Origin of the sequence: Janthinobacterium kumbetense, assembly GCF_023703445.1 — a bacterium.
Lineage (GTDB): Bacteria > Pseudomonadota > Gammaproteobacteria > Burkholderiales > Burkholderiaceae_D > Janthinobacterium > Janthinobacterium kumbetense.
In genome coordinates this window covers 23,990-47,140 of the sequence record NZ_JAMQGR010000018.1, presented here as the reverse complement: position 1 = coordinate 47,140, position 23,151 = coordinate 23,990, and the positions used below count along the sequence as shown (strand labels likewise).

The window sequence follows — 23,151 nt, the reverse complement described above, 5'->3', positions numbered from 1 at the left end:
GCCATGACCTCTGCGGCGGGCGATGGCCCGTACATCCTCTCCATCGACAATGGCACGCAAAGCGTGCGCGCGCTGCTGTTCGACCGCGACGGCAAGCTGGCGGCCAAGGCGCAAGTCTTCCTGGAAGCGTATTACTCCGACCACCCCGGCTGGGCCGAGCACGACGCCGACGGCTACTGGCAAGCCGTATGCGAAGCGTGCCAGCAGCTGTGGCGCGGCACGGACATAGCCAAATCCTCGGTGGCCGGCGTGGCCGTCACCACGCAGCGCGGCACGGTGGTCAACGTGGATGAACATGGCGCACCGTTGCGGCCCGCCATCACCTGGCTGGACCAGCGCAGCACGCGCGACATTCCCCGGCTGGCTCCGTGGTGGCGCGCCGCCTTCCGCGCCACCCGTCTCGACGGCACGATACGCTACTTCCGCCGCGAGGCTGAAATCAACTGGATCAGCGCGCACCAGCCCGACATCTGGCGCCGCACGCACAAATTCCTGCTGCTGTCGGGTTTTCTGAACCACCGGCTCTGCGGCAACTACGTCGATTCGACGGGCTCGCAAGTGGCGTATATTCCCTTCGACTACAAGCGCCACGCCTGGGCCGGGCGCTTCGACTGGAAATGGCAGGCGCTGGCGATTCGACGCGCCATGCTGCCCGAGCTGGTAACGCCGGGCACGCGCATGGGCACCATCACGGCTGCGGCGGCCGCGGCGACGGGCATCCCGGAGGGTACCCCCTTGCTGGCGGCCGCCGCCGACAAGGCGTGCGAGGTGCTGGGCGCCGGCTGCGTCGAACCGCACGTGGCGTGCCTCAGCTACGGCACCACGGCCACCATCAACACGACCAACCGCAAGTATGTGGAAGTGACGCGCTTCATTCCGCCGTATCCGGCCGCCATGCCGGGCGCCTACAGCACGGAAGTGCAGATATTCCGCGGCTACTGGATGGTCAACTGGTTCAAGGAGCAGTTCGGCGACCGCGAACGGGCGGCGGCCGCCGAAGACGGCGCGGGCTTGTCCGCCGAAGCGCTGTTCGACCGCCTGGTCGAGGCCGTGCCGCCAGGCTCCATGGGCTTGATGCTGCAGCCGTACTGGAGTCCCGGCATCAAGGTGCCGGGGCCGGAAGCGAAGGGCGCCATGATCGGCTTTGGCGACGTGCATACGCGCGCGCACATCTACCGCGCCATCCTCGAAGGACTCGCGTATGCGCTGCGCGAAGGCAAGGAGCGCATCGAGCAGCGCAGCGGCATCGCCATCACGGAGCTGCGCATCGCGGGCGGCGGTTCGCAAAGCGATGCGGCCATGCAGCTGACGGCCGACATCTTCGGCTTGCCCGCCGCGCGCGCCCACGTGTATGAAAGTTCGGGCCTGGGCGCGGCCATCGCCGCTAGCGTGGGCCTGGGCTGGCATGCGGACTTTCCCGCCGCCGTGCAAGCCATGACGCGCAAGGGTAGGGTATTTCAGCCGGATCCCGGGCACAGCAAGGTCTATGAAAAACTGTACCGGCGCGTGTATTGCAAGATGTATGCGCGGCTGCAGCCCCTGTACCGCGAAATCGCCGACATCACCGGCTATCCTGAAAAGTGACCGGCTAGCGCAGGACGAGCGCTTTCACCGTCTCCCAGGCCGCGCTGCCCGATTGCGTGACGCGCACCTGGTTGCGGCCCCCTTCCTTGGCCACGTACAGGGCGCGATCGGCGGCGACGAACAGCGCTTCGCGGTCGTCCAGCTGGTGCGGGCGGATGGTCGCCACGCCGATGCTGACGGTGATCCACGGCGAGGTGATCGATCGCGGGTGCGGCAGTTGCAGCGCCTCGATGTGCGCGCGGATGGCTGCGGCCAGGTGCAGGGCGCCTTCGGCATCCGTGTCGGCGAACAGCAGGACGAATTCCTCGCCGCCGTAGCGGGCCGCCAGGTCGCCGGGGCGTGCGGCGTGCGAGGCGATGGCTTGCGCCACCTGCTGCAGGCAGCTGTCGCCGGCCGGATGGCCCAGGCTGTCGTTGTACAGCTTGAAGTGGTCGACGTCGAGCACCACCAGCGACAGGACGCCGCCGCCGCGCACGGCGCGCTGCCATTCCTTTTCCAGGAAGCTGTCGAAATGCCGGCGGTTGGCGATCTGCGTCAGCGGGTCGAGATAGGCGGCGCGCTGCAAGGCGTCTTCCGACTGCTTGTGGTGCGTGATGTCGTGCAGCAGGCCGATATACAGGGGCTGGCGCAGATACATGGGCGTCAGGGTCAGGTCCATGCTCAGCGCCTCGCCGTTGCGGTGGCGGATCGCCACTTCGCGCGTGCCGTGGTTGTGCGCTTTTTCCGGATTGGCCGCGTGCATGGTGAAGTAATCGAGGTATTCCTGCGTCACCAGGGGGCTGAGCAGCTCGCCGATGGAGCGCCCGGCCAGTTCGTTTTCGCGGTAGCCCAGGTACTGGTCGCAGGCCGGATTGGTGTACTGGATGCGGCCATCGGCTTCGATGATCAGCAAGCCCTCGGCCATGTTGTTGACGATGGTGCGCAGGCGCTCGGCCTGTTCCTGCTGGGTTTCATTGTTGCTGCGGATTTGCAACTGGGCGCGCACGCGCGCGCACACTTCGGCCATGCGCAGCGGCTTGCTGATGTAATCGACGGCGCCGCAGTCGAAGCCGGCCACCACGTCTTCCGTTTCCGTCTTGGCGCTCATGAAGAGGACGGGGATGCCCTGCGTCAGCGGGTGCTGCTTGAGGCGGCGGCACGTTTCGATGCCGTCCATGTCCGGCATCAACACGTCGAGCAGGATCAGGTCGGGGTGGGCGCGCTGAGCGATCGCCAGTGCCCGTTCGCCGGACGTGGCGACATAGGTTTGATAGCCTTGCTCGCTCATCAGCTTGCGCAGCAGCTCAAGGTTGGCCGGCGCATCGTCGACAATCAAAATGGCGGCCTCGCGCCGCTGGAAATGTCCCACACTGCCTGAACTCATTGCTTCCGGCCTTCTCGATGTACTTTGCGATGCCAGCGTTTGCTGCACTTTCAGGGATGCTGGCCGGGTTCAAATCTGCGACAGCGGTCAAATCATACCGCCTTGCCAATTTTTTGGGTAAAAAAATCGACCTTGTGCGAGGTCGTAAAATATTATTTTTATGCTATTTTTTGGAAATAAATACACGCAATTGCTGTCGTGAAGGCGGTTTTTGGGCGAAAAAGACGCGTGCCCCCTGAAGTTGGGGCAGCTGGGACACGCCCCGCGGCAGGCGGGGCGTGGGGAGTGCAATTACATTTTTGCGGCGATCAGTTTGCCGAGGATGGCGATGCCTACACGGATGCGTTCCGGCGGTACCGTCACGAACGACAGGCGCAGGGTGTGCGTTTCCGGCGTGTTGGCGTAGAACGGCGCGCCCGGCACGAAGGCGACCTTGTTGGCGATGGCTTCATCGAGCAGTTTCATCGCATCGATGTGCTTCGGCAGGGTAACCCAGATGAACATGCCGCCTTCAGGCTTGGTCCACGTGACACCGGCCGGGAAGTGTTCTTCCAGCGCCGACAGCATGGCCTGGCACTGGTTGCCGTACAGGCTGCGGATGCTGGGGATATGCCGGTCCAGGAAGCCATCCTTGATCACTTCATGCACGACCATCTGCGTCAGCTGCGACGTGTGCAGGTCGGCCGCCTGCTTGGCCAGTTCCAGGCGGCGCACCAGCGGCATCGGCGCCACCACATAGCCGAGGCGGATGCCGGGCGTGAGCACTTTCGAGAACGAGCCCATGTAGATCACGCCGTCCGGATTCATGTTGATCATCTTCGGATACGGCTCGCCGCTGTAGCTCAGGGCGCCGTACGGATCGTCCTCGATCAGCGGCAGGCCATGGCGGGCGCAGGTTTCCACCAGTTCCACGCGGCGCGCCACGGACAGGCTGCGGCCCGTCGGGTTCTGGAAGTTCGGCAGCGCGTACAGCAGGCGCGCACCATCAGCGACGGGGTTGACCGACGACGGCACCAGGCCTTCGTCATCGGTATCGACGGAAACGAATTCGGGACGGTAGACGGAAAACGCCTGCAGGGCGCCCAGGTAGCTGGGGGTTTCCACCAATACCTTGCTGCCTTCGTCGATCAGGACCTTGCCCAGCAAGTCCAGTGCCTGCTGCGAGCCGGACGTCATCAGCACTTGTTCCGGCATGATGGTGCTGCCGTTGGCGGACAGGGAATCGGCGATCCACTGGCGCAGCGGCAGGTAGCCATCGGTCGGGCCGTATTGCAGGGCGACCTTGCCATTGTTCGACAGGACCTTGTCGAAGGCGGTTTTCATTTCTTCCACGGGGAAGGTGGCGGGCGAGGGCAGGCCGCCGGCAAACGAGATGATCTCGGGACGCTGCGTGATCTTCAGGATTTCGCGGATGAACGAGCTTTGCAGCTGTTCCGCGCGTTCGGCAAAGCGCCATTGGATCGGATTCGGATTTTCAATTTTCATACGAGTCTCACAGAAGATGCCGAGCTGCGCCGGCTGGATTTGTTGGCCCGCTTGTGGCGGTGCATGCGCAAGCGGCGCCGGATAGGCGTCGCCGTGGTGCTGCGGTATTGTACGGCTTGCACGCCGCTCTGCCCATCCGCACGCGCAACGGCGTTGCAAATGGGCGTCAGGGAGCGTCACTTCAGCTTGCGCCCGATCCCTACCACGGCGATCACGGCGCCCGCAAACAGCAGGCTTTCACCCGTCAGGGGTTCGTGCAGCAGCAGCGCCGCGCCCAGCAGGGTGAGGAAAGGCTGCAGCAACTGCGTCTGTCCCACGCGCGCCACGCCGCCCAGCGCCATGCCCCGGTACCAGAAAAAGAAACCGATAAACATGGAAAACACGGAAATATAGGCAAAGCCCAGCCAGGCCGCGCTGCTGGCCTGCGCCATCAGCGCGCGCTGCGGCCAGGCGTTCCACAGCACCACGGGCAAGACAAATGGCACGGCCAGCAGCAGCGCCCAGGAAATCACATGCTGACCCGGCATGGCTTGCGCCAGGCGCCCGCCTTCGGCATAGCCGAGTGCGGCCAGCAGCACGGCGGCAAAGATCAGCCAGTCGGCCAGGTGGAAGCTGCCGCCGCCCTGGCGCAGCGCGAAGGCCACCACTAGCGCCGTGCCGAGCAGGGCCATCAGCCAGAAGCCCGGCGATGGGCGCTCCTTGCCGCGTAATACGGCAAACACGGCGGTGGCCAGCGGCAGGATGCCCACCAGCACGGCGCCGTGCGAGGCGGGCAGGCTGCGCATGGCGATCGACGTCAGCCAGGGGAAGCCCAATACGCAGCCCAGCGACACGAGCGCCAGCGGCAGCCATTGTTCGCGGCGCGGCATAGGCGCGCGCTGCTGCCATAGCCACAGTCCGGCCAGGACGGCTGCCACCAAGGCGCGGCCCAGGGCGACGAAGGTGGGGTCGAGTTCGGCCACCGCCAGCCGCGTAAAAGGCAGGGTCAGGCTGAAGAGGGCGACGGCGATCAAGCCCAGCAACAGGCCGGTGCGGTCGGCGCCGAGGCGCGGTGGATGGTTGGAAACGATGGTGCTGGTGTGCGAAGGCATGGGATTCCCGAGGCTGGCGTGACAAGGTATGGGCATGGATTAAACGGCCCGATACTGCTATCCTAGGGTGCAATAGCAATACAGTACAAATACACTTCCACGCATAATTTCACATACTGTGATGGCCATATGAGCAATACACTCCCTTTGCTGTCGCGCGTCTCGGGCGAAACCCTGATCGACCAGATCGTGCGCTCGCTGGCGGCGCGCATCGACGACAAGCTGCTGCGCGGCGGTGCGCGCATGCCGTCGATCCGCCAGTGCGCCGCCAGCCTGAGCGTGTCGTGCGCCACGGTGGTGGCCAGCTACGACAAGCTGGTGGCGCGCGGCTACCTGGAATCGCGGCGCGGCGCCGGCTTTTTCGTGTGCGAGCGCTCGCCCCTGAACACCCCCTTGCCGCCCGCTGGCGCGCAGGATGCAGCGGCGCAGCCGATGGACGTGGTGTGGCTGATCCGTAACATGTTCCGCCAGACGCCGACGATGTCCGCGCCAGGCTCCGGCATGCTGCCCGCCGAGTGGCTCGATGGCGACCTAGTGGCGCGCGCCTTGCGCGACGTCAGCCGCCAGCCCGGCAGTTTGCTGCTGGGCTACGGCGCGCCGCAGGGTTTCCTGCCGTTGCGCCAGCAGTTGCAGCTGAAGCTGGCGGGGCTGGAAATCGCCTGTCCGCCCGAGCAGATCGTCACCACGGTGGGCGTGATGCAGGCGCTGGACCTGGTGGCGCGCGAGTTTGCCCGCCCTGGCGAAACGATTTTCGTCGACGATCCCGCGTATTGGCTGATGTTCGGCGCTTTTGCCGCCATGGGCATGAATGTCATCGGCATCCCGCGCCTGGCCGACGGTCCCGATATCGCCGTGCTGGCCGAGCTGGCGGCGCTGCACCGTCCCAAACTGTATGTGATCAATTCGGTGCTGCACAATCCCAGTTCGACGTCGCTGTCGGCGGCCAAGGCTTTCCAGGTGCTGCGCCTGGCCGAACAGCACGATTTCCTCATCGTCGAGGATGACATTTATTGCGACATGCACCCGGGCGGCGCGGTGCAGCCGGCCACCCGCCTGGCCGCGCTGGACCAGCTGCGCCGCGTGATTTACCTGGGCGGCTTTTCCAAGAGCCTGGCGGCGAACCTGCGCGTGGGCTTCATCGCCACCTCTGCGGAGCGGGCGCAGCGCCTGGCCGACCGCAAGATGCTGGCAACGCTCACCACCAGCGACATCGGCGAGCGCGTGGTGTATAAAATCCTCTCGCAGGGGCTGTACCGCAAGCATGCGGAGCGCCTGCGCACGCGGCTCGACAAGGTGCGCGAGGGCACGTACCGCAAGGTCGAGCAGGCGGGCTTGCGCTTCGACCCGGCTTCGGCGGGCATGTTCGTGTGGGCCGATGCGGGCTGCGACACGAATGTATTGGCCGAAAAGGCGCTGGCCGAGGGCCTGGTGCTGGCGCCGGGCAGCCTGTTTTCGCCGCGCCAGCTGCCGTCGACCCGCATGCGCCTGAACCTGGCCACGGTGCAGGACGAGCGCATCTGGGCGTTTTTCGACCGCGCACTGGGGTAAACTGGACATTGCAGGACATTCGGCTGGGGCTCTTGAAATCGCTTGTACCATCCCCAACTCCGTAGAATCCGTCCCATCCACAAGACTATGAGGTAAAAATGGCTGTCTCCGAAAAGCAAACTCTGGGTTTTCAGACCGAAGTGAAGCAAATGCTGCACCTGATGATCCATTCCCTGTACTCGAACAAGGAAATCTTCCTGCGCGAATTGATTTCGAACGCGTCCGACGCGGCCGACAAGTTACGCTTTGAAGCGATCGATAACGACGCCCTGTACGGCAACGATCACGAATTGAAGATCAAGGTCAGCTTCGACAAGGATGCGCGCACCATCACCATTTCCGACAACGGCATCGGCATGACCCGCGACGAGGCGATCTCGCACCTGGGCACCATCGCCAAGTCGGGTACCAAGGAATTCTTCGGCAAGCTGTCGGGCGACCAGCAGCAGGACGCGGCCCTGATCGGCCAGTTCGGCGTGGGCTTCTATTCCGGCTTCATCGTCGCCGACAAGATCACTGTCGAAACGCGCCGCGCCGGCGTGGACGCCTCCGAAGGCGTGCGCTGGGAGTCGGCCGGCGAAGGCGATTACAGCATCGAATCGATCGACAAGCCATCGCGCGGCACGGACATCATCCTGCACCTGCGTGAAGGCGAAGACGAATTGCTGTCGAGCTGGAAGATCAAGTCCATCATCCGCAAATATTCGGACCATATCTCGCTGCCGATCGTGATGCAGAAGGAAGAGTGGGACGACGAGAAAAAAGAAACCGTCCTGAAAGACGAATTCGAAACCGTCAACCAGGCCAGCGCCCTGTGGGCCCGCAACAAGGCCGACATCACGCCGGAACAGTACGACGAATTCTACAAGCACGTGTCGCACGACTTCCAGTCGCCGCTCACGCACACGCACAACCGCGTGGAAGGCCGCAGCGAATACACGCAGCTGCTGTACATCCCGGCCAAGGCGCCGTTCGACATGTGGGACCGCAACAAGCGCGGCGGCATCAAGCTGTACGTCAAGCGCGTCTTCATCATGGACGATGCCGAGCAGCTGATGCCGACCTACCTGCGCTTCGTGCGCGGGGTGATCGACTCGGCCGACCTGCCGCTGAACGTATCGCGCGAAATCCTGCAGGAATCGCGTGACGTGAAAGTGATCCGCGAAGGCTCGACCAAGCGCGTGCTGGGCATGCTGGAAGAACTGGCGAACGCGGATGAGCAGGACAAGAAGGACAAGTACGCCGTCTTCTGGAAGGAATTCGGTCAGGTGCTGAAGGAAGGCATCGGCGAAGACGCGGCCAACAAGGAGCGCCTGGCCAAGCTGCTGCGCTTTGCCTCGACGGCCAACGACAGCGACGAGCAAATCACTTCGTTCGCCGACTACGTGGCCCGCATGAAGGAAGGCCAGGACAAGATTTATTACGTCACGGCCGACAACTACGCCGCCGCCAAGAACAGCCCGCACCTGGAAATCTTCCGCAAGAAGGGCGTCGAAGTGCTGCTGCTGACGGACCGTGTCGATGAATGGATGCTGTCGTTTATCCAGGACTTCGAAGGCAAGGAACTGGTCTCCGTCGCCAAGGGCGGCCTGGACTTGGGCGCGCTGGAAGATGAAGCGGAAAAGAAAGAGCACGAAGAAACGGAAACTTCGTACGCCGACCTGGTGGGCAAGATGAAGGCCGTGCTGGCCGACAAGGCCAAGGACGTGCGCGTGACGTTCCGCCTGACCGATTCGCCAGCCTGCCTGGTGGCCGATGAAAACGAATTGTCGGGCAACCTGCTGCGCATGCTCAAAGCTGCCGGCCAGAACGCGCCGGAATCGAAGCCGATTTTGGAAATCAACCCGAACCACCCGCTGGTGACGCGCTTGAAGTATGAAGATGCGGAAGGCGGCAAGTTCGGCGACTGGGCCAACATCCTGTTCGACCAGGCCATGCTGGCCGAAGGCGGTTCGCTGGCCGATCCGGCCAGTTTTGTGAAACGCCTCAACGAATTGCTGCTCAATTCGGCGAAGTAATCGCTTAGCTGCAAACGTCATCAAGCCGGCCCTTTCCTCGTGAAAGGGCCGGCTTTTTTTATGCTACAGTGCGCGATTATTTTATTTATGGAAAAAGCAATGGCGCATTGCCCGGCATGTGACAGTTCCAACATTCAACGCCTCTCCATGGTGCATGCCTCCGGCATTTCCGGCACCTCTACCCATATGTCGGGCAGGATCGATGGCGATTTCATCCACGGCCATGCGCATACGCGCAGCCAGACCTTGCTGTCACGCCAGGCCGCCGGGCCGACGATGCAGACCCACCAGAAGGCAGGGCTGATCGTGCTGGGCGTGATCATTTTTGTCATCGCCGCCGTCGTCTTTTACCAGGCCGGCGCGAATGGCCTGTTCTGGATCTTCGTGGCAGGGGGCGTCGTCTCCATCGCCTTGTCGCAAACGACCTTCGTCGCCAATTGGGACAAGGAGGCTGCCGCCTTGCAGGACAAATATGCGCGTACCTTCATGTGCCATGCCTGCGGCCACCGCTTCATTCCCGTACTCAAGCAGCCATGAAGATCCGGCTGATGGCGGGCCTGGGCGCGCATGCGCTGGGCTGTCTGCTGTTTATTGCCTTGAGCTGGCTGGGGTTTTATTTGTACACGCAGCTGTTCGGCAGCCTCGGCTCGCGCGGCGTGGCCGGCGGCCTGGCGCTGCTGCTGGTGTTTTACGTGTATGCGGGTACCAACCTGGTGCTGGCGCTGCTGCCGCCCGGCAGGGTGAAGCCGCTGCTGTGCGGCTTGCTGGGCGCGGCCGTGCTCGCGTATCTGTTGCCCCAGCATCCGCTGCGGGCGATTTACTTCAGCGTGCTGGCGGGCGGCTTGAGCTGGCTGGCCGTGCTGGCCGGCACGCGTTTAAGCGGATACCTGCGCGGCTGACAGGCCGTTGACGAAGGCGGCGACGGCGACGGCGGCCGCTTCCGGCGCCGCCTGCAGCAGCATGTGGGGCGCGGCGATGTCGGCCAGTTGCGCGCCGGGTGCCTGCCGCAGTATCTGCAGGGCGTTCGCCGGCGGCACCAGGCGGTCGTGCCGGGCGCGCAGATACAGCACCGGCAGGCTGCCGCGCGCGAAGCTGTGCGAGGCGTCGCTTTCCAGCACGGTGCGCAGGCGCTGGCGCAGCACGCTGGGAGGCACTTGCGCCAGCGCCGCTGCCAGTTCCGCCTGCAGTTGCGGCGTGGCGCAGGGTGCCAGCAGCGCGTGGCGCAGGGCGAAGCCGGGCATGGCGCCAAAGGGCACAAGGCCGAGCAGGTGGCGCAGTGGCGCCAGCATCGGGCGCGGATTGCGCACGAATGAACAGCATAGGATCAGGGCGCGCATGCCGGGCGGCGGATCGGCGCGCAGGGCGGCCCCCAGCGGCCCGGAAAACGATTCGGCCAGCACGACGAAAGGGCGGTCCTGCGGCAAGCGCTCGCGCACGAACGCTTCCAGCGCCGCGTAATCGAGTGGCGCGGCCGGATAGGCGATGGCCAGGGTATCGATGGCGGCCTGCGCGCGCAAGGCGGCGTCAAAGCGGTCGAATAGCCGGGCCGTGCCATCCATGCCGGGCAGGAGGACAAGCAGGGGCGAGGCGTGGGTTGGTGTCGTCATTGCGGCCATCATAGCAGCCGCGCCGGCATATGCGCCGTCCGCCAGCCGCACGGCATGGGCGCTGGCGCCATGCTAGAATCGCCAGCGCGCCCTGCGTGGCCGCAATTGCGGCCAAATCCCCGACAGACAGAATCATGCATATCATTTTTTCGAATTACCGTACTCTGGGCGGCGCCTTGCTGGCAGCAGCCTGCGTCCTCTCCCAGCCCGCCCGCGCCACGGCGGCGCCCTCCGCGCCGGCCGGGAAAAGCCTGTCCTCCCTGCTGGCCGGCGGCCCCTTGCCGCGCCTGAGTGATGATGCGCAGGTGCGGGCCGCCCTGTTCGATTTCTTCGGTTACGCGCGCGGCAGTTACACGGAAGACGATGAATTGCTGCTGGCGCAGGCGCTCGAAGCGATCAGCGAAAAGCGCGACGCCACGCGCACCGTGCTGGCCGACGGCCGCCAGTTGCTGGCGTCGATGAATGACCGCAAGCAGGGCCGCGAACGGGGTGCCATGCTGCTCGACAAGCGCGGCGCCATCATCGCTTTTGGCCTCGTCAACGGGCATTGCCACCTCGAGGGCCAGCCGCTGGCGAAAGTCTGCAATCCCGATCCGAGCGCGGTGTTGACGGTGTTCCACCGCAAGGGCATGCTGGTCGGCGAAGCGGCGCCCTTGCTGGCCTGGGCCCGGCAATTGCCGCCCATGCTGGCGCTGATCGCGGGCGACAAGGAAGCGGGCGCCGATGGGCAAAAGATCGCCAGCGTCGAATATGTGCTGGCGCAGCCGGCCCTGCCGGGCTGGAACCGCGCCCAGCTGCCGCCCGCCTATCCGCCGGCGCTGCTGCCGCTGCTGCTCGATAAGTCCACGGTGCTGACGTCGGCCGGCGCGGGCGTGTTTGCCTATCCGCTCACGCTGAAGGGCAAGAAACAGAACAATGTGCTGGACCATGCCGAAGGCCGCCCGCCGCGCGACCTGGAAGTGGCGCTGCGCAGCTATGCCAGTTTCGACACGGTGGTGGAGCGCTACCGCCAGCTGGCCAAGGGCGCCAGGCTGCAGCGCAACGAGCGCACGGCCTACCTCGATGGCGACATGGGACAGGGCAGCTACCGCGTCTACATCCGCAACACGGGCGCGGATGGCGTGATGATTGACGTGGCGCTGTGGCAGCGCAAGCTGGCGGCCGGCCGCTGATTTCAGCCAGGGCGCGCCGGTTCGTAGCCCAGTTGTACCAGTTGCGCGGCGATGGCGTCGTCGCGTGTTTTCCTGCCGGTGCGCAGGCGCGCATGCGTCAGGGACGCGGGCAAGCCATGCGCCAGCAATGCGTCGATGTCGAGCATGGTCTCGGATGCCGACAACTGGCGCAGGGCGGGCAAGGTGGCGAGGCCGGGCAGGCTGTCGAGCGTCTTGCAGGTGTGCAGGTTCAGGCGTTCGAGCACGGGATTGGCCCCCAGCGCGATCTGCCGCAGCTTGATCTGGTCTTCCACCCATAGCGCCTGCAGCAACGGGAAGCGGCCGATGTCGCCCAGCGTTTCCAGGCCGCGCACGCGTATCACTTCCAGTTTCTTCAGCAGCGGCGCCTCGATGTGGGTGAGCGATTCGCGGCCGCCCAGCTGCAACAGCAGCCTGTCCAGGCGGCCCATCTCCGAGATGAAATCCAGCGGCACCTTGTTCTTGATGCGGTACAGCGACAGCTCGTGCAGCGCCGGCAGGCCGGCCAGGGTGTCGATGCGCTGGTGGTGGCCTTCGAGGACCAGGCTGGCCAGGTGCGTATAGTGGCGCAGGGGTGCCAGGTCGATATTGTTTTTGGCCGACTCGCCCAGATGCAGGTATTCGAGCCCGCGCAAACTCTCCAGCTGCAGGATGTCGGCTTGCGCCAGCTCGTACACGCCCAGGCTCAGGCGCTTGAGATGCCGCAGCTCGCCCAGTGCTTCCAGATGGATGGCTTGCCGGTGATAATCGATGGACAGGCTGGCCACATGCGGCAGCGCGCGCAGGATGCTGGCATCGAACACCCTAGGGTCGTAGCCGTAGATGCGGATGGTCAGCGCCGTGCCGCAAGTGGCGGCCAGGGCGTCGAGATCGGCCAGCAGCGGCCCCGGTTCGGCCAGGGTATTGAACTGCACCAGCACCTGCTTGCCAGCGGCAATGGCGGCGCGGATCGCCACGGCGTCGATGCGTTCGGGGTTCTGGATGCACTGCGGCCGTTCTGCTTGCGTCATCGTCACAATCCTATGGGGTAGGTTACCTGCCTGGGGGGCGGACAGCCTTCCGGGCCCGGGAACGTCTGCTTGCCCGTGTCATCGTAGCGCTTGCCGCAATCGACGAGCACGCGCTTGCGGAAGGTGTAGATGCTGGCCACCTTGCCGTTCGGGTGGTAGCAGATATAGTCGCCGTCGCGGTCGGCCGACGCGTAGCTGTTCATGGTTTGGCCATTCACCGTGCGCGTGCTGTGGCCGCTGCGCGGCTCCGTGCATTTGAGCTGGCCGCTTTCGTAATACACGTTGAAGACGGATGTGTCGGCGGCGCGGTCGACCAGCAGTTCGTCCTTGCGCTTGCCGTTCGGGTAGTTCTCGTATCCTTCCTGGCGCTGGCCGTACTGGAAGGCGTAGTAAGACTGCGGCTTGCCGTCCGGGTAGTACATGTGGTGGTACTCGCACACGTCGTCGCGCGTGCTGCCGTACTCCTGGAAGGTGCAGCGGTGGATGTCGTTGAACAGCTGGCCGTCCTCATAGTACTCGCGCAGGTGCGTGAGCAGGCGGCCCTGGTCGATGACGGCCAGGCGTTCCGGCTTGCCGTTCGGGTAGTAGCGCGCGTCCAGCCCCTGCTTCTTGCCGTTGTCCCACAAGGTGTCGAGGCGCAGGATCTTGCCGCTGTCGTCGAACGCCTGTTCGCGCCCATCGAGCTGGCCGTTGCGGTAGGTGGCCGTGTAGACCACGTATTCCTTGCCCGCCGGGCCAAGATAGCGCGTGCGGCTGCCATCGAGCACGCCGGCCTGGTAGTGGTCGCGCACGCGCAGCGCGCCTTGCGCATCCGTGTCGACCGCCTCGCCCTGTTTTTTGCCCTGCACAAAAGTGACACTTTGCGTGACCTTGTCCTTGAGCCTGAGTTTCCACGGCCCGTCGCGCAAGCCGTCGATGAAGCTGCCGTCGCCGTCTTCCGTGATCCACGCGCCATGGCGCGCGCCGTTGACGTAGTTGCCGCGCGTTTGCAGCTTGCCGCCCATGCTGCGCTCGTGCGGGCCATTGAGCTGGCCGCCCGTGTAGGTGTCGAAGCCCGTCACTTCCTCTGCATCGGCATAGTTGACGACCGTCCAGCGGCCTTCGCGCTTGCCGGACCGGTACATGCCGCTCTCGCTCTGCCTTGGATAATCGAAGCGCCACAGGCCTTCCTGCAGGCCGTTGACGAAATGTCCCTTTTCGCTGCCTTCGTGCATGCCTTCGCGTACCCACAGTCCCTGGCGCTTGCCCTTCACGTACTGCCCCCGTTCGACCACCGAGCCATCGTCCCAGGCCAGGCTGTAAATGACGGACGGGCCGTCTGCGCTGCCCGTGAACTGCCGCGGCGCCGTTTCCCACGTCACTTGCCACAGGCGGTAGTTGGGCAGGATGCCCGCGCCCGCGTCGCTGTACAGGGTGTAGCTGGCCGTCAGGTAGTGGTCACCTTTTTTCAGGAATGTTTTCTTGTAGGTGATGGCGTCCTTGCCGCCAGCGGCCACGGGCTTGCCGTCATCGCTGTAGTAGCCGACGATGGTGCCTTGCGTATGGTCGATGGCGTCGAAGTCCGCATTGCCGCTCTTGCCCCGGGCGACGCTGTAGTCCATCGGCGCCAGTTTCGCCAGCGCGGCCTTGACCAGTCCCGCGTTGGGACTGGCGCTTTGCGCCGCGATGCGGTTCAGGGCCGGCTGCAAGCCATCGAGGCGCCGGTATTTGCCGGAACTGCGGTGGTAGCGGTAGGCGCGCAAGCCGTTCTTGTCGCCCTGGCGGAACAGCACCAGCATGGTTTGCACGCTGTCGTCCGTTTCCTGGTCCAGCGAGGCGTAGAAGACGGAACGGATGACGGCATTGCCGAACTGGTCGAGCAAAATCGGTTTCGCGCTGCCGCTCTTGCACTCGCAGTAATAGCCGTTGACGCCATCCTTTTCCTTGAGGAAGGCGATATCGAAGCCGCTGTCCTGGGATGCGCTGATGGCGGGATGGGCGAGGCTCTTGCCTTCATAAAAGGGCGCGCCGTGGGCCAGCGCGGAGCAAAGGAGCAAGGGCAGAAGCAGACGTTTCATCGTGTGGCTGGCGCCGGGGCGCCGCAATGGAAAGGCCACGATTCTGCCTGCGTTCTTACTTGTGGGCAAATATGCGCCTATCGTGCGCAGGTGCGTGTCCTGCGGGTCAGGGCTGGTGCGCGGCGCAGAAGTCCAGCAGCAGCTGCTCGCCGTCCGGCCACGGGCCGTAGCCAGCGTCGCCGTTGATATGACCGGCGTCGCCGATCAGGGTGAAATCGCTGCCCCAGGCCGCGGCAAACGCGCATGCGCGCGCGAAGCTGACGTAGGGATCATCGCCGCTGGCGACCACCAGGCTGGGGAACGGCAAGGCTTGCAGCGGCATCGGCGCAAAGCCCGTGGTGCCGGATGGGTAGGAGGGCGCTTCCACATCGCTGGGGGCGACGAGGAAGGCGCCGGCGATCCTGTGCGGCGAGCCGCTGGCCGCCCAGTGGGCCACCAGCGCGCAGGCCAGGCTGTGCGCCGCCAGCACGGGCGGGCGCTCGCAGGCGGCGATGGCGCGGTCGAGCTCCGCCACCCATGCGTCCTTGTCCGGCGTCTGCCATTGCCCGTGCGGCACGCGCGACCATTGCGGGTGGCGCGCTTCCCAGTGGGTTTGCCAGTGCTGCGGCCCCGAATTCCACAGGCCGGCCAGGGTCAGGACGAGAGGCGACATCATTTCTCCTTATAAATAAAATGCCAGACAAAATCGTAGCGAGCGGCAACGTATTGTGGCCGAGACGCGCAGTTGTGCGCATGCACAGTGAGCATCGCAGGCCGCAAGGCGCGCCGCGCAGTAGATTTGGTCTGGCATTTTTATAGCTCCGTGCGCAGGGCGAACAGCTCCGGGAACAATACCACGTCGAGCATCTTGCGCAAATAGCTCACGCCCGCCGTGCCGCCCGTGCCCGTCTTGAAGCCGATGATGCGCTCCACCGTCGTCACATGACGGAAGCGCCAGAAGCGGAAGGCCGTTTCCAGGTCCACCAGCTTTTCGGCCAGCTCGTACAGGGCCCAGTGTTTCGACGGGTCGCGGTAGACTTCCAGCCACGCCGCCTTGACCGACGCGTCGGAGGCGGTCGGCAGGGTCCAGTCGGCGTTCAGCCGCTCGGCGGAGATGGGCAAGCCGCTGCGCGCCAGCAGCTTGATCGACTCATCGTAGACGGATGGCGCGCGCAGGGCGGCGTCGAGTACTTTGTAGTTTTCCGGCGCCGTCGTATGCACGTTGAGCAGGGCGGCGTTCTTGTTCCCCAAAATGAATTCGATTTCGCGGTACTGGAAGGACTGGAAGCCGGACGAGGCGCCCAGGTAGGGGCGGATGGCCGTATATTCGGGCGGCGTCATGGTGGCCAGCACGTCCCAGGCATGCACCAATTGATCCATGATGCGCGCCACGCGGGCCAGCATCTTGAAGGCCGGCGCCAAATCGCCGCTTTGCAGGTTGGCGCGCACGGCGTGCATTTCGTGCAGCATCAGCTTCATCCACAATTCGCTCGTCTGGTGCTGCACGATGAACAGCATTTCGTTGTGGTTCGGCGACAGCGGATGCTGGGCCGTGAGGATGCGGTCCAGCGCCAGGTAGTTACCGTAGCTCATAGATTCGCTGAAATCCATCTGTGCGCCATGCCACTGCGCGTCCTGGGCGCCGGCATGCATGGGGCAGCCGCTGGTGTTTTCCTTGTTCATAGTCTTGTCGTCGCTCATGGGATGGTTCAGGTGACCGCATCGCGCTTGGCGGCGATGTCGTAGGCTCGTGTGTCGAGGATGTCGCGCAGGATGTCCACGGCATCCCATACGTCGGCAAAGCTCGTATACAGGGGCGTGAAGCCGAAGCGCATGATGGCCGGTTCTCGGTAGTCGCCGATCACGCCGCGCGCGATCAGCGCCTGCATCACGGCATAGCCGTGCGGGTGCGTGAAGCTGACCTGGCTGCCGCGCCGCGCATGTTCGCGCGGCGTGACGAGGCCCAGCGGATGGCTGGCGCAGCGCTGTTCCACCAGCGCGATGAACAGGTCCGTCAGGGCCAGCGACTTGCGGCGGATGGCTTCCATGCTCGTCTGCGCGAAGATCTCCAGGCCGCATTCGACCAGGGCCAGCGAGAGTATCGGCTGCGTGCCGCACAGGGCGCGGGCGATGCCGTCGGCGGGCGCGAAGCCCGGGTCCATGGCAAACGGCGTGGCGTGGCCCCACCAGCCGGACAGCGGCTGGCGGAAGCGCGCCTGGTGCTTTTCCGGCACCCAGATGAAGGCGGGCGAGCCGGGGCCGCCATTCAGGTATTTATAGGTGCAGCCGACGGCCAGGTCGGCGCCGGCGCCGTTCAGGTCCAGCGGCACGGCGCCGGCCGAATGGGCCAGGTCCCACAGCGCCAGTGCCCCTTGCGCGTGGCAATGGCTGCTGATGGCGGCCATGTCGTGCTGGTAGCCGGTGCGGTAGTTGACGTGCGTGAGCATGGCGACGGCGCAGTCGGCGTCGATGGCTTGCGCCAGTTCCTCGGGGCTGTCGACCAGGCGCAGCTGGTAGCCGCGGTCCAGCCAGGCGGCCAGGCCCTGCGCCATGTACAGATCGGTGGGGAAGTTGCTGCGTTCGCTGACGATGATGCGTCGCGCGGCCTGCGCCGGGTCGCTGGCCTGCATCTGCAGGGCGGCGGCCAGGGCCTTGAACAAGTTGACGGAGGTGGTGTCGGTGATCACCACTTCGCCCGTGTGCGCGCCGAGCAGCGGGGCCAGGCGGTCGCCCAGGCGCTTGGGCAAGTCGAACCAGCCGGCCGTATTCCAGCTGCGGATCAGGTCCGTGCCCCATTCGGCCGTGATGACGTGCTGGGCGCGGGCCAGGGCCGCTTTCGGCCGCGCGCCCAGGGAATTGCCATCGAGGTAAATCACGCCTTGCGGCAAGTCGAATTGCTGGCGCAGGGGCGCCAGGGGATCGTCGAGGTCGCGCGCGCTGCAGTCATGTCGAGAAATCATGGTGGCTTTCATATTGATACTTGTCTGGATGGCATGATATTGCTTGAGGCTTAAAGTATCACGCGGAAGTGGCAGTGTAGCAAATCCCCGTCGCAAAACGTGTTTCCTGGCATGGACAGGCGGCGAAAAAATGCCTGCTTGTGGGGCGTCAACGAAAAAAATCACGATTTTTAAAAATATTTTCAAATAGCCCTAAAGTTTTGCCAGGCGCCGCCGTCAACGATTACATGAACGGCGTCAAACCGACGGAAAAAGAATGCAGCTTTTTTAAATATTTTTCAAAAAAGCCCTAAAGTTCCTGCCAAGGCAGCCGTTATCTCAGTAGGCAGGCTTGATTTTTATCAAGTTGTTGTAAAAAAGTGATATTTTTTACAGGCCAAAAGTCGGGCAAATCCGGCACAGAGCCAACCTCCCACATCCGCGCCGTTGCTGGCGTGCGACCATGATCGAGCGGTGTTTGTCAGACAAACACCTACGATCCCATCCGCTATTCCCCGACCAAAAATACAGCGCTTTGCCTCTGTTGCGTTTAATGTTGCTCCTGCAGAATGTATCTCACTGGCAACACACAACGCCAGCTGAATTCAACGGATTGAGGAGATGGAAATGACTGCTAACGATATGATGGCTGAGATTCGCGACGCTAACCTGAGCTACCTGATGCTGGCCCAGCAAATGATTCGTGCGGACAAAGTAACGGCCATCTTCCGTTTGGGCATTGCCGCCGAAATCGCCGAACTGATCGAGGGCATGAGCAATGCGCAGATCCTGAAACTGGCTGGCGGCAACATGATGCTGGCCCGCTTCCGCTTCGACGACAGCGCCATCCTGGGCATGTTGACGAACTACAATAAAGACCGCTCGCTGGCCCAGTCCCATGCTGCCATTCTGATGGCCGGCCAGGGTGTCGAAGAAATCGCTTAAGGTTCCCATCAAAACGTCCATGGCGGTGTTGCATTGCCTCGCCGTACATTTGTACTGTCTTCGGCAACGCGCCTTGCCCTGAACATTTTTCTGGCAACCTTGTTAGGCAGTATCAGTCAGTATCAGTCAGTAGTGGAGTACACAGCATGGCCAAGAAAAGTGTCGTATCGGAAGCGCAGGAAATTCAGCTGGCCATCGAATTGATACAGCTGGGCGCCCGTTTGCAACTGCTGGAGACCGAAGTCTCGCTGTCGCGCGAACGCCTGCTGAATCTGTACAAGGAATTGAAGGGCGTCTCGCCGCCCAAGGGCATGCTGCCGTTTTCCACCGACTGGTTCATCACCTGGCAACCGAATATCCATTCCTCGCTGTTCATCAATATCCACAAATTCCTCGTCGACCACGCCGGCGCCACCGGCATCGAAGCCGTGATGAAGGCATATAAGCTGTATCTGGAGCAGATGCCGCCCGAAGCGGGTGAAGAGCCCCTGCTGTCGCTGACGCGGGCCTGGACCCTGGTGCGCTTTTTCAGCAGCAAGATGCTGGACATGGCACCCTGCGGCAAGTGCGGCGGCAAATTTGTCGTCAACTGCCTCGACCTGAACGCCGATTATGTGTGCGGCCTGTGCCACATGCCTTCGCGTGCCGGCAAGACCAAGAAGGCGCGCGATGAAGCGGCCGCTGTCGCACCGCCAGGCGTCGCCGCCTGATGCTGCTTCAATAGCTGCCCGAATAATTGCCTCAGTGAAAACCGGAGCGGTCGCCAGACCGGACTCCGGTTTTTTCATGGTGCTTTCGCTTACACTGGCGTTTTCCTCCTTTGACTGCCCCATGCTGCAACAAATCCTGCGCGCGCCCGCGCTCAAGGCCATCCGGATCCAGGTGTTGGCCTTTCCCTTGATGTTGCTATTGGTATATGGTCTGGCGCGTGCCGGCGTGGCCATGTCGTTGCCGGCCGTGGCGTTGGTGCAGGGCATGCTGGCGGCGCTCATCACGTGGCGCGCGGGACTGGCGCGCTGGTGGTGCGCCATCGGCCTGCTGTTTGCGCCCGCCTTGCTGGCGGCCAGCCTGCTCGATTTGCCGCCGGCCGTGTTCCTGGCGGCTTTTGTTTTCCTGCTGAGTTTGTACTGGTCGACGTTTCGCACGCAAGTACCGTTTTATCCGTCGGGGCCGAAGGTGTGGCAGGCGGTGGCTGAGCTGATCGCGGACCGTCCCGGCGTGCGCCTGGTCGATATCGGCAGCGGCCTGGGCGGCCTGGTGCTGGACCTGGCGCGGCGCCGGCCCGACGGGCAGTTTTCCGGCATCGAGCTGGCGCCGCTGCCGTGGCTGGCAAGCCGCTTGCGCGCAGGACTGGCGGGCAGCCGCGCGCGCTTCCTGCGCGGCGATTACGAGGCGCTCGATTTCGGCCGCTACGACGCCGTCTTTGCCTACCTGTCGCCAGCGGCGATGGCGGCCCTGTGGCGCAAGGCGGAAAGGGAAATGTTGCCCGGTAGCATGCTTCTTAGTTACGAATTCCAGATTGCGGCACGCGAGCCCGATAAGACCATCGCCGCCACAGAGGGTGGCCCTTTACTTTACATATGGTGCTTTTAAGCAATTGTCTGCGTTATTTGCTTGCCCGTAGGGCAATCTCACGTTATTGTAGTTCCACACGGCATTTTCTCGGAATTGCATTGAAAAGCAGCGCATTTCAATTAACTTCCGGTTGCTTTTTTTGCCGCTGTCTTTGCCGGCGGCGCAGCCGCCAGAAGACAGGAACAGGTTTGAACATGCCGGGCATACAGCCCCGGCCATTATTGGGAGTCAGGGCACTTGTTAGTCATAATCGGATACATCATCGTCTGCGCCTCGGTCTTTGGCGGCTTCGCGTTGGCCGGCGGCCATCTGGCGGCGCTGTTCCAGCCGCTGGAGCTGCTGATGATCGGCGGCGCCGCCCTGGGCGCCTTCCTTGTTGGTAACAATAACAAGGCCATCAAGGCGACGATCGCCGCCTTGCCCAGCCTGTTCAAGGGGTCGCGCTATACCAAAGAACTGTACATGGAACTGATGTCGCTGCTGTTCGAAGTGCTCAGCAAAGTGCGCAAGGAAGGCTTGATGTCGATCGAAGGCGATATCGACAAGCCCGAGGAAAGCCCGCTGTTTTCCAAGTATCCGGCCGTGCTGGCCGACCACCACATCGTCGAATTCATGACCGATTACCTGCGCCTGATGGTGTCGGGCAATATGGATGCGTTCCAGATCGAAAACCTGATGGACAACGAAATCGAAACGCACCATCACGAAGGCGCCGTGCCGGCCCACGTGATCGCCAAGGTGGGCGACGGCTTGCCCGCCTTCGGTATCGTCGCCGCCGTGATGGGCGTGGTGCACACGATGGAATCGGTGGGTATCCCGCCGGCCGAGCTGGGCATGCTGATCGCGCACGCGCTGGTCGGCACCTTCCTCGGCATTTTGCTGGCGTATGGTTTCGTCGGACCGCTGGCCAGCCTGCTGGAACAGAAGCTGGAAGAGTCGAGCAAGATGTTCCAGTGCGTGAAAGTGACCCTGCTGGCCAGCCTGAACGGCTATGCGCCGGCGCTGGCCGTGGAGTTCGGCCGCAAGGTGCTGTTCTCGACCGAGCGCCCGACGTTCAATGAGCTGGAAGACCACATCAAGAAATCGAAAACGAAGTAAGCAGTGAATATACGCCTGGACACCATGAGTCATTTGCAGCACACGGAAGGGGGACGCCATGGCCGATGAAGGCATGCGCCCGATTATCGTCAAGCGTATCAAGAAGACGGCTGGCGGACACCATGGCGGGGCGTGGAAAATCGCCTACGCCGACTTTGTCACGGCCATGATGGCCTTCTTCCTGCTGATGTGGCTGCTGGGCTCCACCTCGAAGGGCGACTTGAACGGCATTTCCGAATTCTTCAAGACCCCCTTGAAAGTGGCCATGGCGGGCGGTTCCGGCAGCGGCGAAAGCAATTCCGTGATCCAGGGCGGCGGCCAGGACCTGTCGCGCCAGGATGGGCAAGTGCGCAAGGCGCAGGAAGAGCAGCAGCGCAAGTCGTTCGACCTCAATTCGGCCAAGGCCGCGCTCGAACGCGAGGAAGGCAAGCGCCTGCAGGCGCTCAAGGCGCGCATCGAAGCGACCATCGACGCCAATCCCCTGCTGAAAAAATACAAGAACCAGTTGTTGCTCGATATCACCAGCGAAGGCTTGCGCATCCAGATCGTCGACGAGCAGAACCGTCCGATGTTTGCGCTCGCCAATGCGAATCTGCAACCGTACACCAAGGAAATCCTGCACGCCATCGGCTCCGTGCTCAATGAAGTGCCGAACCGCATCGGCCTGTCCGGCCATACGGATTCGACGCCCTACATGAGCGATGCCGGCTACAGCAACTGGGAATTGTCGGCCGACCGCGCAAACGCGTCGCGTCGCGAACTGGTGATTGGGGGCATGAAGGAAGAGAAAGTATTGCGCGTGGTGGGGCTGGGCTCGGCCGCCCACCTGGACAAGCTCGACCCCTTCAATCCGATCAACCGGCGCATCAGCATCATCGTCATGAACAAACGCACGGAAGAAAATGTCCTGCGCGATGGCTCGGCGATCGAGCTGCCGGTGACCGATGCCGCTGCCGCCGCTGTCGCTTCAGGGCTGGCGGCCGGTGCGCCGCCCGCGGCGGCGCCAGCCCCCAGCCCGGTAGCGGCGAAAAAATAACACGCAAGGCTGTCGACGCGTGGTGTATTGAAACAATGAGACCTTTATGACAAGAAAGAAAATACTTGGCTCGCATGTAAAGCGCCTGCTGTCTGGCGTGTCGGACCATGGCCGCAAGCACTTGACGGAGGTGGAAACCGACCTGGTGCAGACCGGCATCTTGCTGGAAGAGGCGATCGAGAAGCTGTCCTTCAATTTCATGGCGATACACGCAGCTGTTGCTGCGCAGCAAGATACTATCGCTCTGCTGCTCGACGGCGGTATTCCGGCCGAGCAGCAGCGGGAAAAACTGCTGGCGTTGCAGGATGAGGTGGGGGGCTACGTGAATGCCGCCATCACCAGCCTGCAGTTCCAGGACATGACCAGCCAGCTGATCGAGCGCACCTTGAAGCGCGTGACGGGCTTGCGCGAGTTCCTCGGAACCCTGGGCTCGCATGGCGCGGAGATGTTGCCGGAGAGCGACAATGAAGAAATTGTCGCCTTGCTGGGGCGGGTCAGCATGGCGCTGGCGATTCAAAGCCTGGAGTTGCGCAGCGTGCTGCGCAAGGCTGTCAGTCAACAGCATTTGGAAAGTGGCGACATCGAGCTGTTCTAGCATGCCAGTGCGGAACGCTTGTGGTTGCATG

Annotated in this window: 21 protein-coding genes; 12 read left to right on the top strand and 9 right to left on the bottom strand. The window is 63.5% G+C overall.

Annotated features, from left to right (window positions below):
* Positions 1-3: 3 nt before the first annotated feature.
* Positions 4-1,584 carry an FGGY-family carbohydrate kinase gene (locus NCG91_RS26810; protein ID WP_251351889.1) on the top strand — a complete coding sequence of 527 codons (1,581 nt, stop codon included), beginning with the start codon at positions 4-6 and terminating at the stop codon, positions 1,582-1,584.
* Between the two features lie 4 nt (positions 1,585-1,588).
* On the opposite strand, the gene NCG91_RS26805 is transcribed toward NCG91_RS26810, so the two are convergent.
* The 3 genes from NCG91_RS26805 to NCG91_RS26795 all read right to left on the bottom strand — a co-directional run bounded on the left by NCG91_RS26805 (position 1,589) and on the right by NCG91_RS26795 (position 5,523).
* Positions 1,589-2,947, bottom strand: coding sequence for a diguanylate cyclase domain-containing protein (locus tag NCG91_RS26805; RefSeq protein WP_251351888.1), 1,359 nt, complete (start codon positions 2,945-2,947; stop codon positions 1,589-1,591).
* A 291-nt stretch (positions 2,948-3,238) separates the two neighbouring features.
* Positions 3,239-4,432, bottom strand: a complete 1,194-nt coding sequence (locus NCG91_RS26800; protein WP_251351887.1) for an aminotransferase-like domain-containing protein — start codon at positions 4,430-4,432, stop codon at positions 3,239-3,241.
* A gap of 176 nt (positions 4,433-4,608) precedes the next feature.
* On the bottom strand, positions 4,609-5,523 hold the full coding sequence (locus tag NCG91_RS26795; RefSeq protein ID WP_099664765.1) for a DMT family transporter: 915 nt from the start codon (positions 5,521-5,523) through the stop codon (positions 4,609-4,611).
* A gap of 129 nt (positions 5,524-5,652) precedes the next feature.
* On the opposite strand from NCG91_RS26795, the gene NCG91_RS26790 reads away from it, so the two are divergent.
* The 4 genes from NCG91_RS26790 (at position 5,653) to NCG91_RS26775 (ending at position 9,988) form a co-directional block, all read left to right on the top strand.
* Complete coding sequence (locus tag NCG91_RS26790) at positions 5,653-7,071, top strand: aminotransferase-like domain-containing protein (protein WP_251351886.1); 1,419 nt, start codon at positions 5,653-5,655, stop codon at positions 7,069-7,071.
* Positions 7,072-7,169: 98 nt separating this feature from the next.
* Entirely contained in the window at positions 7,170-9,089 is a 1,920-nt protein-coding gene (htpG, locus tag NCG91_RS26785; RefSeq protein ID WP_251351885.1) for a molecular chaperone HtpG, read from the top strand.
* 147 nt (positions 9,090-9,236) lie between these two features.
* Complete coding sequence (locus tag NCG91_RS26780) at positions 9,237-9,626, top strand: hypothetical protein (protein ID WP_251351884.1); 390 nt, start codon at positions 9,237-9,239, stop codon at positions 9,624-9,626.
* Complete coding sequence (locus NCG91_RS26775; protein WP_099664761.1) at positions 9,623-9,988, top strand: hypothetical protein; 366 nt, start codon at positions 9,623-9,625, stop codon at positions 9,986-9,988. Before NCG91_RS26780 ends, NCG91_RS26775 begins: the two co-directional genes overlap by 4 nt.
* Here the strand turns inward: NCG91_RS26775 and NCG91_RS26770 are convergent.
* Positions 9,965-10,696, bottom strand: coding sequence for an alpha/beta fold hydrolase (locus NCG91_RS26770; protein ID WP_251351883.1), 732 nt, complete (start codon positions 10,694-10,696; stop codon positions 9,965-9,967). The two genes, NCG91_RS26775 and NCG91_RS26770, sit on opposite strands and share 24 nt — an antisense overlap.
* Before the next feature lie 134 nt (positions 10,697-10,830).
* On the opposite strand from NCG91_RS26770, the gene NCG91_RS26765 reads away from it, so the two are divergent.
* Positions 10,831-11,868, top strand: a complete 1,038-nt coding sequence (locus NCG91_RS26765; RefSeq protein WP_099664760.1) for a hypothetical protein — start codon at positions 10,831-10,833, stop codon at positions 11,866-11,868.
* Positions 11,869-11,870: 2 nt separating this feature from the next.
* On the opposite strand, the gene NCG91_RS26760 is transcribed toward NCG91_RS26765, so the two are convergent.
* From NCG91_RS26760 to kynU, 5 genes are all read right to left on the bottom strand, one after another.
* Positions 11,871-12,896: a leucine-rich repeat domain-containing protein gene (locus NCG91_RS26760; RefSeq protein ID WP_251351882.1), complete on the bottom strand. Its 1,026-nt coding sequence runs from the start codon at positions 12,894-12,896 to the stop codon at positions 11,871-11,873.
* A gap of 2 nt (positions 12,897-12,898) precedes the next feature.
* Positions 12,899-14,953 (bottom strand): toxin-antitoxin system YwqK family antitoxin, encoded by a 2,055-nt coding sequence (locus NCG91_RS26755; RefSeq protein ID WP_251351881.1) that lies wholly within the window; start codon positions 14,951-14,953, stop codon positions 12,899-12,901.
* 106 nt (positions 14,954-15,059) lie between these two features.
* Complete coding sequence (locus tag NCG91_RS26750) at positions 15,060-15,605, bottom strand: RBBP9/YdeN family alpha/beta hydrolase (protein ID WP_251351880.1); 546 nt, start codon at positions 15,603-15,605, stop codon at positions 15,060-15,062.
* A 140-nt stretch (positions 15,606-15,745) separates the two neighbouring features.
* Positions 15,746-16,633: a tryptophan 2,3-dioxygenase gene (gene kynA, locus NCG91_RS26745; protein WP_435526523.1), complete on the bottom strand. Its 888-nt coding sequence runs from the start codon at positions 16,631-16,633 to the stop codon at positions 15,746-15,748.
* Positions 16,634-16,641: 8 nt separating this feature from the next.
* A complete protein-coding gene (kynU, locus tag NCG91_RS26740; protein WP_251351879.1) occupies positions 16,642-17,892 on the bottom strand; it encodes a kynureninase in 1,251 nt (416 codons plus the stop codon).
* Between the two features lie 606 nt (positions 17,893-18,498).
* On the opposite strand from kynU, the gene flhD reads away from it, so the two are divergent.
* From flhD to NCG91_RS26710, 6 genes are all read left to right on the top strand, one after another.
* A complete protein-coding gene (flhD, locus tag NCG91_RS26735; RefSeq protein ID WP_034758381.1) occupies positions 18,499-18,816 on the top strand; it encodes a flagellar transcriptional regulator FlhD in 318 nt (105 codons plus the stop codon).
* A gap of 146 nt (positions 18,817-18,962) precedes the next feature.
* The gene (flhC, locus tag NCG91_RS26730; protein WP_099664754.1) at positions 18,963-19,526 is read left to right on the top strand and encodes a flagellar transcriptional regulator FlhC; all 564 of its coding nucleotides are present in this window, start codon (positions 18,963-18,965) and stop codon (positions 19,524-19,526) included.
* A gap of 121 nt (positions 19,527-19,647) precedes the next feature.
* Positions 19,648-20,409, top strand: coding sequence for a class I SAM-dependent methyltransferase (locus tag NCG91_RS26725; protein WP_251351878.1), 762 nt, complete (start codon positions 19,648-19,650; stop codon positions 20,407-20,409).
* 219 nt (positions 20,410-20,628) lie between these two features.
* Positions 20,629-21,489, top strand: a complete 861-nt coding sequence (gene motA / locus NCG91_RS26720) for a flagellar motor stator protein MotA (RefSeq protein ID WP_077401985.1) — start codon at positions 20,629-20,631, stop codon at positions 21,487-21,489.
* Positions 21,490-21,547: 58 nt separating this feature from the next.
* Positions 21,548-22,525 carry a flagellar motor protein MotB gene (motB, locus tag NCG91_RS26715; protein WP_077401988.1) on the top strand — a complete coding sequence of 326 codons (978 nt, stop codon included), beginning with the start codon at positions 21,548-21,550 and terminating at the stop codon, positions 22,523-22,525.
* 46 nt (positions 22,526-22,571) lie between these two features.
* Positions 22,572-23,120, top strand: coding sequence for a chemotaxis protein (locus NCG91_RS26710; RefSeq protein ID WP_077401991.1), 549 nt, complete (start codon positions 22,572-22,574; stop codon positions 23,118-23,120).
* Positions 23,121-23,151 lie beyond the last annotated feature (31 nt).